This window comes from Tropicimonas sp. TH_r6, assembly GCF_033101155.1.
GTDB lineage: Bacteria > Pseudomonadota > Alphaproteobacteria > Rhodobacterales > Rhodobacteraceae > Tropicimonas.
This window is the reverse complement of sequence record NZ_JAWMPX010000007.1, coordinates 76,846-90,783: the sequence shown is the minus strand read 5'-3', so window position 1 is coordinate 90,783 and position 13,938 is coordinate 76,846. Positions and strand designations below refer to the sequence as shown.

The 13,938-nt window shown below is 65.0% G+C and carries 11 protein-coding genes; 4 read left to right on the top strand and 7 right to left on the bottom strand.

Features of this window, described 5'->3' with window-relative positions; genetic code table 11:
• Window positions 1–51: 51 nt before the first annotated feature.
• From R3X27_RS09175 to R3X27_RS09160, 4 genes are all read right to left on the bottom strand, one after another.
• Window positions 52–1,278, bottom strand: a complete 1,227-nt coding sequence (locus R3X27_RS09175) for an MFS transporter (protein ID WP_317708552.1) — start codon at window positions 1,276–1,278, stop codon at window positions 52–54.
• A gap of 127 nt (window positions 1,279–1,405) precedes the next feature.
• Entirely contained in the window at window positions 1,406–2,185 is a 780-nt protein-coding gene (locus R3X27_RS09170) for a DUF2189 domain-containing protein (RefSeq protein WP_317708551.1), read from the bottom strand.
• Window positions 2,186–2,560: 375 nt separating this feature from the next.
• Window positions 2,561–4,279, bottom strand: coding sequence for a methionine--tRNA ligase (gene metG / locus R3X27_RS09165; protein WP_317708550.1), 1,719 nt, complete (start codon window positions 4,277–4,279; stop codon window positions 2,561–2,563).
• A gap of 198 nt (window positions 4,280–4,477) precedes the next feature.
• Window positions 4,478–4,825 (bottom strand): MmcQ/YjbR family DNA-binding protein, encoded by a 348-nt coding sequence (locus tag R3X27_RS09160; protein WP_317708549.1) that lies wholly within the window; start codon window positions 4,823–4,825, stop codon window positions 4,478–4,480.
• Window positions 4,826–5,168: 343 nt separating this feature from the next.
• Between R3X27_RS09160 and cysS the strand changes: the two genes are divergently transcribed.
• The 4 genes from cysS (at window position 5,169) to R3X27_RS09140 (ending at window position 9,857) form a co-directional block, all read left to right on the top strand.
• Complete coding sequence (gene cysS, locus R3X27_RS09155; protein ID WP_317708548.1) at window positions 5,169–6,563, top strand: cysteine--tRNA ligase; 1,395 nt, start codon at window positions 5,169–5,171, stop codon at window positions 6,561–6,563.
• 160 nt (window positions 6,564–6,723) lie between these two features.
• The gene (gene cimA, locus R3X27_RS09150) at window positions 6,724–8,355 is read left to right on the top strand and encodes a citramalate synthase (protein WP_317708547.1); all 1,632 of its coding nucleotides are present in this window, start codon (window positions 6,724–6,726) and stop codon (window positions 8,353–8,355) included.
• 15 nt (window positions 8,356–8,370) lie between these two features.
• Window positions 8,371–9,090, top strand: coding sequence for a class I SAM-dependent methyltransferase (locus tag R3X27_RS09145; RefSeq protein ID WP_317708546.1), 720 nt, complete (start codon window positions 8,371–8,373; stop codon window positions 9,088–9,090).
• The gene (locus tag R3X27_RS09140; protein ID WP_317708545.1) at window positions 9,087–9,857 is read left to right on the top strand and encodes a squalene/phytoene synthase family protein; all 771 of its coding nucleotides are present in this window, start codon (window positions 9,087–9,089) and stop codon (window positions 9,855–9,857) included. The genes R3X27_RS09145 and R3X27_RS09140 overlap by 4 nt, the downstream gene beginning before the upstream one ends.
• Window positions 9,858–9,908: 51 nt before the next feature.
• Here R3X27_RS09140 and chrA read toward each other — a convergent pair whose 3' ends face one another.
• From chrA to edd, 3 genes are all read right to left on the bottom strand, one after another.
• Window positions 9,909–11,099 (bottom strand): chromate efflux transporter, encoded by a 1,191-nt coding sequence (chrA, locus tag R3X27_RS09135; RefSeq protein WP_317708544.1) that lies wholly within the window; start codon window positions 11,097–11,099, stop codon window positions 9,909–9,911.
• A gap of 126 nt (window positions 11,100–11,225) precedes the next feature.
• Entirely contained in the window at window positions 11,226–11,867 is a 642-nt protein-coding gene (gene eda, locus R3X27_RS09130; RefSeq protein WP_317708543.1) for a bifunctional 4-hydroxy-2-oxoglutarate aldolase/2-dehydro-3-deoxy-phosphogluconate aldolase, read from the bottom strand.
• A gap of 114 nt (window positions 11,868–11,981) precedes the next feature.
• Complete coding sequence (gene edd / locus R3X27_RS09125; protein ID WP_317708542.1) at window positions 11,982–13,787, bottom strand: phosphogluconate dehydratase; 1,806 nt, start codon at window positions 13,785–13,787, stop codon at window positions 11,982–11,984.
• Window positions 13,788–13,938: the final 151 nt, after the last annotated feature.

Sequence of the window (13,938 nt, the reverse complement as noted above, 5' to 3'; positions counted from 1 at the left end):
GAATTATGATGCAAAAGGTCCGGTTAGCCCCTGTCCGGCGCCTCCCCGCGCTCAGCGGCGACGGTCGCGGTGACGGCGCATCAGACGACCGATGGTGAAGGAGGTGCGCGGCGCATAGACATAGGGCGTGCGCGCCTCGACGGTGGGACGGGTGCGCATGCGGGCAAGGCCGAAGATGACCAGCACCGCATGAGCAATCGCGATCATGACGAACAGCGCGGCAGGCCCGTAGACCGCGATGAGCGTCGAGGAGAACAGCGGCGCGCCGATGGCGCCGAGGGCGAAGAAGAACATCAGCGCGGCAGAAAGCTCGACCCGCTGGTTGCTCTCGGCGAAGTCATGCGCGTGCGCGGCGGAAACCGAGAAGATCGGGAAAGAGACGAGGCCGAACAGAAATGCATTGCCGAAGATCACGGCATCCGACGCGGTGCCGATGGAGATGGTCGCGAAACAGGAGCCGATGGAAGCGACCGAGAGGCCAATCAGGATCCAGCGGCGGTCGAACTTGTCGGCGAGCCAGCCCACCGGGAACTGCGCCAACGCGCCACCGAGAACCCAGGCGGCAAGGAACCAGGCGATCTGGCTCGGCAGCAGCCCGACCTCCTGTCCATAGACCGGGCCGACCATGCGGAAGGAGGCCGACGAGACGGCAGCGACCACGACCCCGGCCGCGGAGAGCGGCGAGACGCGGAGAGCGAGGCCAGGGCGCAGACGGGGCGCCGCGGGCGTGTTGGGCTGGCGCACCGTCGAGAGCGTGATCGGAAAGATCGCCGCACAGCAGATCAGCGCGAGAAGGTTATAGGAGAGATAGGCCGCCGGCGCGAGGACCCCGATGAGGAGCTGCGCGCCGAGATTGCCCATCGTGTCGACGGCACGATAGATCCCCATGACACGCCCCCGATTGGCGTTGCGCAACTTCGATTGCAGCCAGGCCTCGATGACCGTGTAGGCGCCGGCAATGCAGATGCCGGTCGATATACGCATGATCGCCCAGGCATAGGGATGAACCAGCATCATATGCGCCAGCAGGCCGATCGCGCCCGCGGCTGTGAAGGCGGCAAAGGCGCGGGAATGGCCGACCGAGCCCATCAACCGCGGCGCCCACCAGCAGCCGATGAAGAAGCCGACGAAATGGGCCGAACCCAACAAGCCGATCTGGGCGGTGGTGAAGCCAAGTTGCAGCCCGGAGAGCGCGTCAAGCGGGCCGACGCCGCCGGAGGAAAGCTGCAGTAGCAGGACCGAGAGAAACAGGGCAGCAAAGGAGATGAGCAGGCGCATGGGAGATTCGGGCTTTCAATCGCTCCGGTGTCCCCCGTTGCCGAGCGCAGGTCTGGCCCGTTCGCGACACGCTTGGACAAATCCGCCCTCTTTCGGACGGGTCAGTGTCGCGGGGGATGGGCGCCGTTTATTCCGGGTGGATCAGCGCCCGCCGGTAGAGATGCCAGGTCGCGTGGCCGAGTACGGGCAGCGCGATAAAGAGGCCAAGGAAGGCCGGGATCATCGCCAGCACGACATAGACCGCGATGATGATCGCCCAGAGGAACATGACCCCAAAATTCTCGCGCACCGCCTCGAAGCTCAGCAGCATGGCGGTCATGAAGTCGATCTCCTTGTCGACCAGGAGTGGCAACGAAAAGGCCGTGAGTCCGAAGAGGATGAAGCCCATCAAAGCGCCGATCAGCATTTCCACCGCGATCATCGTCAGCCCGTTTGTTGTCAGGAAAACATCGAGCGAGGAGGTCACGTTGGTCATGACCGAGAGCCCCATGAAGAGCGCGAAGATCATGTGGGCGAGGAAGGAGTAGAACAGGAAATAGATCACGATGATCGCGCCGACCCAGGGGATCTGCCTGTCCTTCTCTTTCCAGATGACGCCGAAGATCTGGTAGAGATCCAGCGGCTTGCCAAGCTCGATCCGCCGGCTGGTCTCGTAGAGCCCCACGGCCGCAAAGGGCGCGAGCAGCGGAAAGCCGAGCGCCAGGATAAGCGTCTGGGAAACGAAGCCACCCGAGACGAAAAGCAGGATCAGCCCGCCCAGCACATAGACGCCGCTGAAGACCAGTCCGAAGCCCGGTGCGCGGCGAAAATCCTTCCAGCCCATATCGAGCGCGTAGAGAATGTCGGAGCGGTCAAGCTCCGCGATATCCGGGCGTGGTGACGCCTGGATTTCGGTTGTGTCTGTCATGTCGGGCCTCCCCTCCCGGCTTTGGCAAACAGTGACGGCCAGAATGGCGCAGAACGCTCAGGATGCACGTGTTTTTTTTGCCGAAACCCGGACTTATTGCGAGAAACGCACAGAATCCGGGATCGCTCGCCTTGCACGGGTGACGGCAATGAGGCGGTTGGGGTCATTGGTGCTAAGCGCTGATTGGCACGGAATCGAGGCCGAAGGCCGCCGTGCCAGCGCCTGCCCGCCCCGGCGGGCTGGCGCTTTGTAGCCCGGGCACAACGGATTGATCTTTTTCGGACTTGGTTGGGATAAAGCGTAGACCTCAGCCGATGCAGCGCCATCCCACGGGCAGGCGCTGGCACGGCTTGCGTTGGTGCGTTTTGCGCCCGATCAACTCCGAATGCCGGAGAACCGCTCGGCCCAGTCCGCCCGGTCCTCGTCACCGATCTTGGCAAACAGCGTATCTGGAACGACAAAGCCATGCTCGGCCGGCAAGATTTGGACAGCGGACGCCATGTCCTCGGGCCAGTCGGTCGCATCCGTGCGCATCGCTTCGAGCAGCGTGGCCGAAGCGTCCGGCAGGAAGGGCGCGGAGATGACCGCGTAGACGCGGATCAGGTTGAGCGCGAGGCGGATATCGGCGGCAGCGCGATCCGGATCGGTCTTGAAAGAGGTCCATGGGGCTGCGCCTTGCAGGAACTCGTTGCCCGCGGCCCAGATTGCCCGCAGTTCGGCCGCCGCCTTGCGCACCTCGATCGCCTCCATATGGGCCGTGTAGGCCTTCAGGCGCGCGTCGAGTTCCTCGACCAGTTTGAGCCCTTCTGGCGTCATCTCGCCGCCAGCGGGCACCGCTTCGCCGAATTTCGACCGGCAGAACTTGGTCACGCGGGAGACGAAATTGCCCAGCACATCGGCGAGATCCTTGTTCACGCCGGCCTGGAATTTCTCCCAGGTGAACTCGCTGTCCGAGGTCTCCGGTGCGTTGGAGAGCAGCCACCAGCGCCAGTAATCGGCGGGCAGGATCTCCAGCGCCTGGTCCATGAAGACGCCGCGCCCCTGGCTGGTCGAGAACTGACCGCCATCATAGTTCAGGTAGTTGAAGCTCTTGATGTAATCGACAAGCTTCCACGGCTCCTGGCTGCCCATGATCGTCGCCGGGAAGGAGAGCGTGTGGAAGGGGACGTTGTCCTTGCCCATGAACTGGACATACCGCACATCCTCGGCGCCGGAATCGGTGCGCCACCAGCGCCACCAATCGGCCTCTTCCAGCCCCTGCGCCTCGGCCCATTCGGCCGCGCAGGCAATGTATTCGATCGGCGCGTCGAACCAGACATAGAAGACCTTGCCCTCCATGCCGGGCCATTCCTCTTCGCCCTTCTTCACCGGGATTCCCCAGTTGAGGTCGCGCGTGATGCCGCGATCCCGAAGTCCATCGCCGTCATGCAGCCACTTCTTGGCAATAGACGTCGTCAGGACCGGCCAGTCCACCTTGCTATCGATCCAGCCGTCGAGATCACCCTTGAGCGCCGACTGGCGCAGGTAGAGATGCTTGGTCTCGCGCACTTCGAGGTCGGTCGAGCCGGAAATGGCCGAGCGCGGGTCGATCAGGTCGGTCGGGTCGAGCTGCTTGGTGCAGTTCTCGCACTGGTCCCCACGGGCCTTGTCATAACCGCAATTTGGACAGGTCCCCTCGATATAGCGATCCGGCAGGAAGCGGCCATCGGCATGGGAATAGACCTGCTTCTCCGAGACTTCCTCGATGAAGCCGTTCTCCGCAAGCTTGCCGGCAAAATACTGGGTCAGCCGGTGGTTCTGCTCCGAGGAGGACCGGCCGAAATGATCAAAGCTGAGCCGGAAGCCGGCCGCGATCCTGGCCTGAACGCGGTGCATCTGCGAGCAATACTCGGCCACCGGCATATCGGCCTTGGCCGCGGCGAGTTCGGCCGGCGTGCCATGTTCATCCGTGGCGCAGAGAAACAGCACCTCGTTGCCCCGTGCACGCATGTAGCGCGCGAAGAGGTCGGCGGGAAGCTGGCTGCCGACCAGGTTTCCGAGATGCTTGATCCCGTTGATGTAAGGGATGGCCGAAGTAATGAGAATGCGCGACATGCGAAGCGTGCTCCGTTTCTTTTGCGGCAGGCTTTAGCCGAAGCCGGACCAAAGCGCCAGCACGGAGACGGCGCCGCCCCGCAAGCCCCGGGGAATTCGACAGGGCGGCCCGCCCCTGCCCTCGCCCCGTCCACCCACGAGCCGGTCACCCCGAGCGAAGCGCCCCGGCAAGAGATCGATGGTCGGCGCGGGAAACGTCTAGCGACGCGGCGGGAAGCTGGCCTGAAGCTTCTTCGTCAGGCTGGCGCGGACCAGATCATAAGACATCGTGATCCTGTGTTCGGCTTCGTCCTCTTCCGTCGTTTCGAAGGGAAGCAGGACCCAGGAGCGATGGAAATACGGCGCTTTTTCGAAAGCTCCGGTTTCGCGCAGCATCTCGGCCGTGTCGATATCGGCGCATTTCACCGAGACACCCCGCCCCTGCGCGCCGATCGCGGCAAAGATCTTGCCGCCGATCTTCCAAATGTCATGGCCCGGCCCAAAAGGCGCGCTGAGGTTGGCTCCCGGGAGGGTTGCGCAGAATGAACTGGTGGCATCGCGATCCATGACGCGAACCTGCCTCGGGGATCAGGGCGCGGCAAGGGGAATTCGCGGACGGAGCGGGCATTCGCCCTGTTCTCAAGGATGAGGGACGCGAGCCGTGCCCTTCAGCGCTCGGACCCAAAGTCCCCAACCGGCTCTCAACAGACAATTTGCCTCCCCACCCCGTCTGCAAAGGAAAAAGCTTGGCCCCACAGTCGCCGCGCGTTATGAACGCCCTCATGAACCGTCGCTGCATCAATATTTGCATCTGCATTACCTGCTGACATCGTCAGGCGGGCCGGTTCCTTCATTCCCTTTCCAGATCGAAGTTGCTAGACCCGCCGCGCGCGCAACGCGAGGAGTGATCATGGCCGAGATAAGGCTCTGGAATACAAGGACCCGCAGCAAGGAAGTGCTGCAGCCGATCGACCCCGACAACGTGCGGATGTATGTCTGCGGGCCGACCGTCTATGACCGGGCGCATATGGGCAATGCCCGCCCCGTGATCGTCTTCGACGTGCTCTACCGGCTGTTGCGTCATACCTACGGCGCCGATCACGTGACCTATGTGCGGAATTTCACCGACGTCGACGACAAGATCAACAAGCGGTCCCAGGAGAGCGGCCGTCCGATTTCGGAGATCACCGAGGAGACCATCCGCTGGTATCACGAGGATATGGGTGCGCTTGGCGTGATGGTGCCGAACCACGAGCCACGCGCAACCGCCTATATCGCCGAGATGATCGCCATGATCGAGGGGTTGATCGCGGACGGGTACGCTTATGCCGCCGACGGGCATGTGCTCTTCGCGGTCGAGAAATACGATGACTATGGCAAGCTCTCCGGCCGGTCCATCGACGACATGATCGCCGGTGCGCGGGTCGAAGTCGCGCCCTACAAGCGCAACCCGATGGATTTCGTGCTCTGGAAACCGTCCTCCGAGGAGCTTCCCGGCTGGGACAGCCCGTGGGGCCGTGGGCGACCGGGTTGGCATATCGAATGCTCGGCGATGAGTCTCGCGCTGCTGGGCGAGAGCTTCGATATCCATGGCGGGGGCAATGATTTGATGTTCCCGCATCATGAGAACGAGATTGCCCAGAGCTGCTGCGCCCATCCGGGCAGCGACTTCGCGAAGATCTGGATGCATAACGAGATGCTTCAGGTCGAGGGCAAGAAGATGTCCAAGAGCTTGGGCAATTTCTTCACCGTGCATGACGTGCTGCACCAGGGCATCCCGGGCGAGGTGATCCGGTTTGTCTATCTCCAGACGCATTATCGTAAGCCGATGGACTGGACCGAACGCAAAGCTAGCGATGCAAAGCGGACGTTGGCAGGTTGGTACAGAATGACGGATGGGATTGAGCCATCCACTTCATTGCCGTGCGAGGTAATTGAGGCTTTGTCCAACGATATCAATACTGCCGGTGCGATTGCCGCGATGCATGGTTTGCTAAAACGAGAGCAATTTCCTGAACTGAAGGCCGCCATGAAGCTTCTTGGATTGCCTTCTGCCGAAGAAGTAGATTGGTGGAGAGAAGTTTTTGCGCCGGTCGCCGTTCACGACGAACCGGACCATGCGATCGAGATCGCGAACCTCGTCGATAGGTGGCAGGAAATGCGGAAGGCACGCGACTTCGTCGCTGCGGATGCGTTGAAAGAAGGGCTAGAGGCCTGTGGCCTAAAACTGTCGGTCACCCCGGAAGGACCAAACGCCGAGCCGACCGCAGAGTTCGATCCATCCAAACTGAAAGCGATAAAGTGACCGCCCACACGAACACCGCCCGGGGCGCTTGCGTCCCGGGCAGCGCCCGAACCGCCCCCCCGGGGCGGGCGCTTCTCGCCCACCCCGCGGTTCGGGCACTGCCCTCCGTTCGGTGCGCAGCACGGGACCATGACGAATTTCAGAAAGGAAGGGGTGCGGCATGAGCAAGGAACGTCTTTACCTGTTCGATACGACCCTGCGGGATGGACAACAGACGCAGGGCGTGCAGTTCAGCCTTGAGGACAAGCACCAGATTGCGCGGATGCTGGACGAGCTCGGGATCGACTATGTCGAAGGCGGCTGGCCCGGGGCCAACCCGACCGATAGCGAGTTCTTCGAAGCCGCGCCGAAGCTGCGGAACGCGACCTTCCTTGCCTTTGGCATGACCAAGCGGGTTGGCCGTTCGGCGGCCAATGACGAGGTGCTTGCGGGCGTGGTGAATGCCAATACACCGGCGGTCTGTCTTGTCGGCAAGAGTTATGATTTCCACGTGACCAAGGCGTTGGGCGTCGAACTGGAGGAGAATATCGCGGCGATCGCCGACTCGGTCTCCTACCTCGTCGGACTGGGGCGCGAGGCGATGTTCGACGCGGAGCATTTCTTCGACGGCTACAAGGCCAATCCCGAATACGCGCTGGCGAGCCTGCATGCCGCGTTGGAGGCGGGCGCGCGTTGGGTCGTGCTGTGCGACACCAATGGCGGCACGCTGCCGAGCGAGATCGGCGAGATCACCCGGGCGGTGATCGCAAGCGGCATCCCCGGCGACAAGCTCGGCATTCACACCCATAATGACACCGAAAACGCCGTTGCCGGCACGCTGGCCGCCGTCGAGGCGGGCGCGCGGCAGGTCCAGGGCACTCTGAACGGGTTGGGCGAGCGCTGCGGCAATGCCAACCTCGTCTCGCTGATCCCCACCCTGCTGCTCAAGGAGCCCTATGCGAGCACGCTGGGGACCGGGGTCACTCCGGACGGGCTGGAGAGCCTGACGCGGGCCAGCCGGTTGATGGACGACATCCTGAACCGCGTGCCGCAGCGCAGTGCGGCCTATGTCGGCGCCTCGGCCTTTGCGCACAAGGCCGGGCTGCATGCGAGTGCCATGCTCAAGGACCCGTCGACCTATGAGCATGTCGACCCATCGGTGGTCGGCAATGAGCGGATCATCCCGATGTCCAACCAGGCCGGGCAGTCGAACCTGCGCAAGCGGCTCTCGGATGCCGGGCTGAGCGTCGAGAAGGGCGATCCGGCGCTGGCGCGGATCCTTGATCTCGTCAAGGCGCGGGAATCGGCGGGCTACACCTATGACACCGCGCAGGCGAGCTTCGAGCTGCTGGCGCGGCGCGAACTGGGCCTGCTGCCGAGCTATTTCAAGATCGACCGCTATCGGGTCACGGTGGAGCGGCGCAAGAACCGGCTGGGGGAGACGATCACGCTCTCGGAGGCCGTTGTCGTGCTCTTCATCGATGGCGAGAAGCGGCTCTCGGTCTCGGAATCGCTGGACCCGGACGGCTCGGATCGCGGCCCGGTCAACGCGCTCAGCCGGGCGCTGGCCAAGGATCTCGGCCCGCTCCAGCCTTATATCGCCGATATGAAGCTGGTCGATTTCAAGGTGCGGATCACCAATGGTGGCACCGAAGCTGTCACTCGGGTTATTATCGACAGCGAGGATGCGCATGGACGGCGCTGGTCGACAGTGGGCGTGTCGCCCAATATCGTGGACGCCTCCTTCGAAGCGCTGCTGGAGGCAATCCAGTGGAAGCTGCTGCGCGACGGAGCGCCCACCGACACGCATTAAAACGGAGGAATATCAATGGATTTGAGCCCGTTCTTTACACTTCACAAGGACCTGCCCCGGGAAGGGCCGGGCACGCCGGAAGACGTGGCCTGGGCGGTGAACCTGGCCGGGACGCATGGACGGGCGCGGGTCTGCGATGCGGGGTGCGGACCGGGCGCGGATACGGAAGTGCTGGCCGAATTGTTGCCGGAAGCCTGGATCGACGCGCTGGACCTGCATCCCTATTTCGCAGAAGCCGCGGCGGCGCGGGTTGCGCGGTTCGGACCTCGGGTGAAAGCCTGGGCTGGATCGATGGCGGAGTTGACCGGCCCCTATGACCTGATCTGGTGCGCGGGCGCGCTCTATTTCCTCGGCGTGACCGAAGGGCTGACGGCCTGGCGTCCGGCTTTGACACGCGGCGGCAAGGTCGCCTTCTCCGAACCGATCCTGCTGGGACCGAACGAGCCGCAGGCGGTTCGGGACTACTGGGAGGAATATCCGCAAATCACGGAACTGGCCGGGATCGAGGCGCGGGTCGCGGCGGCGGGATACCGGATTCTCGACACGCGGGAGATCATCGGCGCTCCCTGGGAGGCCTATTACGCGCCAATGGAGGCACGGATCGCAGAGCTGCGCTCCGAGGGCCTGTCAGACGCGGTGGAAGCCGCACTTGTCGAGGGCGAGGCAGAGATTGCAGGCTGGCGCGCGGCAGCAGATCGGATCGCCTACCTGCTGGTCGTGGCGGAGCCCGCATGAGCATTGCCGATTGCGCGGCGCTGGTCGAGCGCGGGGACCCGGACCGGTTCCGCGCGGCGATGACGGCACCGGTGGCGGCGCGGGAAGGTCTGTTTCCACTCTATGCCTTCAATGTCGAGGTCACGCGCGCGCCCTGGGCGAGCCAGGAGCCGATGATCTGCGAGATGCGGCTGCAATGGTGGACCGACCTGCTCGGCCAGATTGCCGATGGGGCGGCCATCCAGTCCCATGAGGTGGCAACGCCGCTGGCTGGACTGGTCCGCGAGCGCGGGCTGGACGTGGCACCGCTTCAGGCATTGGTGGCGGCGCGGCGGTGGGATATCTACCGCGACCCCTTCGAGAGCGCTGAAGAATTCGACCGCTATCTGGACGCGAGCGCGGCGGGGTTGATGTGGGCGTCCGCACAGGCGCTTGGCGCCCCGGCGGAGCTCGAACCAACCGTTCGCGATATCGGCTGGGCCGGCGGGCTGGCGGCGTTGTTCCGGGCCGTGCCGGCGCTGGAAGCCCGCGGACGGTTTCCGCTCCATGACGGACGACCGGGCTCGGTCGCAGCGCTCGCCCATCGCGGGCTGGAGCGACTCTCCGCCGCGCGGCGGGTGCCTATCTCGAAAGAAGTCGCGCCGGCTTTGCGAGCTGCCTGGCGCGCGGAGGCCAGCCTGAAATGCGCGGTTTCGGCGCCGGATCGGGTTGTTCAGGGAGCGCTCGAAGAAAGCCCGTTGCGCCAATGGGCGAGCCTGTCGCGGCGGGTGCTGACCGGTCGCTGGTAGCCTGCGCGGAGCGGGTCGTCATTGCTCCGGGAGGAGCGCGCTCGGCGACAGTCAAACGAGCGCCAAGCCGACGCCGCCCGCCGCGCCGACCAGAACCACAGCCCAGGACGGCATTTTCCAGGCCACCAGCAGGACGAAACAGGCCAGCGCCAGCGCGAAATCGGCCATGTCTCCGACGCCGGCCGTAAAAACCGGGTCATAGAGCGCCGCGCCCAGGATGCCGACCACGGCGGCATTGGCGCCCTGCAGAAGGCTTTGAGCGCGCGCGCGGCGACGAAAGGCATCCCAGAAGGGCAGCGCGCCGAGCAGAAGCAAGAAGCCCGGCAGGAAGATCGCCAGCAGCGCGACCAGCGCACCACCGAGCCCGCTGGCGACTGCGCCGAGATAGGCCGCAAATGTGAAGAGCGGTCCGGGCACGGCCTGCGCGGCCCCGTAGCCCGCAAGGAAGGCATCGGCGCTGACCTGCCCGCCCCGGACCATTTCCGCCTCAAGCAATGGCAGAACGACATGACCGCCGCCAAAGACCAGCGCACCGGCGCGGTAGAAACTGTCGAACAGGGCGACCCCCGCGCCGAAACCGGCCAGCAGCGGCAGCACGAGTAGCAGGGCAAGGAAGGCGGCGAGGCAGATCGCGCCCACGCGCGGCGTGATCGGCACCGGCAAACGCCCGTCAAGCTCCGACGGCGCGCCGCGCCCGAGCGCGAGGCCGGCCAGCCCGCCCGCGAGGATTGCGCCGACCATCGCCAGCGGTCCCGGCAGGGCGGCAAGCAAGGCAACCGCAAGCACGGCGATGCCGGCGCGTTCGCGATCCGGGCAGAGGCTCTTCGCCATGCCCAGCACGGCCTGCGCGACGATGGCCACGGCAACGATCTTCAACCCCGAGATCGCCCCCTGCCCCACCGGTCCGTCCAGTGCGGCAGCGCCCGCGGCGAAGGCGATGAGCAGTAGCGCCGATGGCAGGGTAAAGGCGGCGAAGGCCGCCACCGCACCCCAGGGTCCGGCGCGCATCAACCCGATGGCAAAACCGACCTGGCTGGAGGCAGGCCCCGGCAGGAACTGGCAGAGAGCGACAAGATCGGCATAGGCGCTGTCCGAGAGCCAGCCGCGCCGGGTCACGAAGGCCTCGCGGAAATAGCCCAGATGCGCGATCGGGCCGCCAAAGGAGGTCAGGCCGAGCTTGAGGAATGCGGCGAAGACCTCGCCGGGGCGGCCATCTGGGGTTTCGGGCGTAGCGTCGGTCATTCTCGAAGCATCCGTTGTTATTGCCACTTTTACACGGCCAGTCCTGCGGTCTTGCGACAGCTCACAGCAAAACGGGCGCGCAGGAAAGCCCGCGCGCCCGTTTTTGGTCCGATCAGTCGGTCTGACTCAGGCGCCGAGCTTGGCGGCTTCCGCGGCAAGCGCCGTGATCGCATCCCAGTCGCCAGCTTCGACGAGGTCCTTCGGCGCGACCCAGGAACCGCCGACGCAGAGTGTGTTGGACAGCGCCAGATAGGTCGCCGCATTGGAGGGCGAGACGCCGCCCGTCGGGCAGAACTTGATCTGCGGCAGCGGGGCACCGATCCCCTTCAGCGCGGGCGCGCCACCAGCGGCTTCAGCGGGAAAAAACTTCTGCACCGTGTAGCCGCGCTCCAGCAGGCGCATCGCTTCCGAGGCAGTGGCAGCTCCGGGAAGAAGCGGCAGGTCGGCCTCTTCGCAGGCATCCAGCAGTCGGTCCGTCGCGCCCGGCGAGACACCGAATTTCGCGCCAGCATCCACGGCGGCGGCAACGTCCGCAGGGGTCAGCAGCGTGCCCGCGCCGACCACGCCGCCGTCGACCTTGGCCATCTCGCGGATCGCGTCCAGCGCGGCCGGGGTGCGCAGGGTAATCTCCAGCGCCGGCAGCCCGCCAGCAACCAGCGCTTCGGCCAACGGCCGTGCCTTGCTGGCATCGTCGATCACCAGCACCGGCACCACCGGCGCCAGTTGGCAGATTTCGGCGGATTTGATGGAGGCTTCCTGAGGGGTCATCTTATGTCCTTTCAGTATCCGGCCAGGGAGGGACCGGGAAATGTCGCGAGCACGGCGCGAGCACAAAGAATGCGCCGGCGCGCGAGGGTCAAGGCTTTCCTTTGCCGCAGGCGGTCAGAGAACCGCGCAGGCGCCCTCGGTCGAGGGGCCAACATTGGCGCGGAAACTGGCGAACAACTCGCGTCCGATACCATGGGCATTGGCAGAGAGATCGGCTTCAACGGGCGCGCGCGTCTCGAAATCCGCTTCCAGCACGTCGAGCGTGCCAGCGACGGCATCCACGCGGAGGAGGTCGCCATCGCGCAGCCGCGCAAGCGGGCCGCCCGCCGCCGCCTCCGGGCTGACATGGATCGCCGCCGGGACCTTGCCCGACGCGCCCGACATCCGCCCATCGGTCACCATGGCAACCTTCAGCCCGCGTTCCTGCAACACGGCGAGCACTGGCGTCAGCGCGTGCAGTTCCGGCATCCCGTTGGCGCCCGGCCCCTGGAAACGAACCACGACAACGGTATCCTCGGTGAATTCGCCGGCCCGGAAGGCGGCCTTGACTGAGCCCTGGTCGTGGAAGATCCGCGCCTTGGCCTCGATCACCTGGCGCTCCGGCGCCACCGCCGAGACCTTCATCACGCCCTGGCCCAGCGAGCCCTTGAGCTGCTTCAGCCCGCCGGTCGGCTGGAACGGCGTGGCGGCAGGGCGCAGGATCTTTTCGTTGAGGCTCGCACCCGCGCCCTCTTCCCAGATCAGCTTGTCGTCCAGCAGCTTCGGCTCCCGCGTGTAGAGGCCGAGCCCTTCGCCCGCCACCGTCCGCGTGTCCGGATGCAGCAGGCCCGCCTCAAGCAACTGGCCGATCATGAAGCCCAGGCCACCCGCAGCGTGGAAATGGTTCACATCGGCGAGCCCGTTCGGATAGACCTTCGCGAGCAGCGGCACGACATCGGAGAGATCGGCGAAATCCTCCAGCGCGAGCTGGATGCCCGCCGCCTTTGCCATCGCCGGCAGGTGCAGCGCGAGATTGGTCGACCCGCCCGTCGCCATCAGCCCGACCATGCCATTGACGAAGGCCCGCTCGTCGAGGATTTCGCCGGCTGGCCTGAACTCGTTCCCAAGCGCCGTGATCTCCAGCGCGCGTTTGACGCCCGCCTCGGTCAGTGCAGCGCGCAACGGCGTGTTCGGCGCCACGAAGCTCGCGCCGGGCAGGTGCAGCCCCATGAACTCCATCAGCATCTGGTTGGTATTGGCGGTGCCGTAGAAGGTGCAGGTGCCAGCGCCATGATAGGAGGCCATCTCGACCTCCATCAGCTTGTCGCGGCCAACCTCGCCTTGCGCGAATTGCTGACGCACCTTCGCCTTCTCGTCATTCGGAATACCGCTGGGCATCGGGCCGGCCGGCAGGAAGACCGCCGGCAGATGGCCGAAGCTCGCCGCTGCCATCACCAATCCGGGAACAATCTTGTCGCAAACACCAAGATAGAGCGACGTATCGAAACAATTATGGCTCAGCGCCACGCTGGCCGCCATCGCGATCACGTCGCGCGAAAAGAGGCTGAGCTCCATGCCCGCCTGGCCTTGCGTGACCCCGTCGCACATCGCCGGAACCCCGCCGGCCACCTGCGCCGTCGCGCCCGCCGCCCGTGCGACCTCGCGGATCTGCGCCGGGTAGGTCTCGAAGGGCTGATGCGCCGAGAGCATGTCATTATAGGCGGTGACGATTCCGATATTGGGCGCGCGCCCCTCGGCCAACGCCCCCTTGTCCTGGCCCATCGCTGCATAGGCATGGGCCTGGTTGCCGCAAGTCAGATGCGCCCGCGCCGGACCTGCCGCCGCCATTGCCCGCATCCGTTCCAGATACTCTCCCCGGCTGTCGCGGCTGCGTGCGATGATTCGGTCTGTCACCTTTGCGACATTGGGGTTGAGGCTCATGGGACTCGCTCCTTGATTGCTGGGCATGGCCTAACAAGTTAACGCTAACAGGTCAATTCGGGCCTTACTTTTATGCAGTTGCCGCCGGGGCGCCGTCAATTGCGGCAGCAAGAGTGCCATGTGTCTCCTGCAAGGCGGAGTTTCCGCTAAC

Coding starts and splice junctions, on each gene's coding strand:
- cysS (WP_317708548.1), top strand. CDS start 5,169: ATGGCCGAGATAAGGCTCTGGAATACAAGGACCCGCAGCAAGGAAGTG.
- R3X27_RS09145 (WP_317708546.1), top strand. CDS start 8,371: ATGGATTTGAGCCCGTTCTTTACACTTCACAAGGACCTGCCCCGGGAA.
- edd (WP_317708542.1), bottom strand. CDS start 13,787: ATGAGCCTCAACCCCAATGTCGCAAAGGTGACAGACCGAATCATCGCA.
- metG (WP_317708550.1), bottom strand. CDS start 4,279: ATGTCGCGCATTCTCATTACTTCGGCCATCCCTTACATCAACGGGATC.
- eda (WP_317708543.1), bottom strand. CDS start 11,867: ATGACCCCTCAGGAAGCCTCCATCAAATCCGCCGAAATCTGCCAACTG.
- R3X27_RS09160 (WP_317708549.1), bottom strand. CDS start 4,825: ATGGATCGCGATGCCACCAGTTCATTCTGCGCAACCCTCCCGGGAGCC.
- R3X27_RS09175 (WP_317708552.1), bottom strand. CDS start 1,278: ATGCGCCTGCTCATCTCCTTTGCTGCCCTGTTTCTCTCGGTCCTGCTA.
- R3X27_RS09140 (WP_317708545.1), top strand. CDS start 9,087: ATGAGCATTGCCGATTGCGCGGCGCTGGTCGAGCGCGGGGACCCGGAC.
- cimA (WP_317708547.1), top strand. CDS start 6,724: ATGAGCAAGGAACGTCTTTACCTGTTCGATACGACCCTGCGGGATGGA.
- chrA (WP_317708544.1), bottom strand. CDS start 11,099: ATGACCGACGCTACGCCCGAAACCCCAGATGGCCGCCCCGGCGAGGTC.
- R3X27_RS09170 (WP_317708551.1), bottom strand. CDS start 2,185: ATGACAGACACAACCGAAATCCAGGCGTCACCACGCCCGGATATCGCG.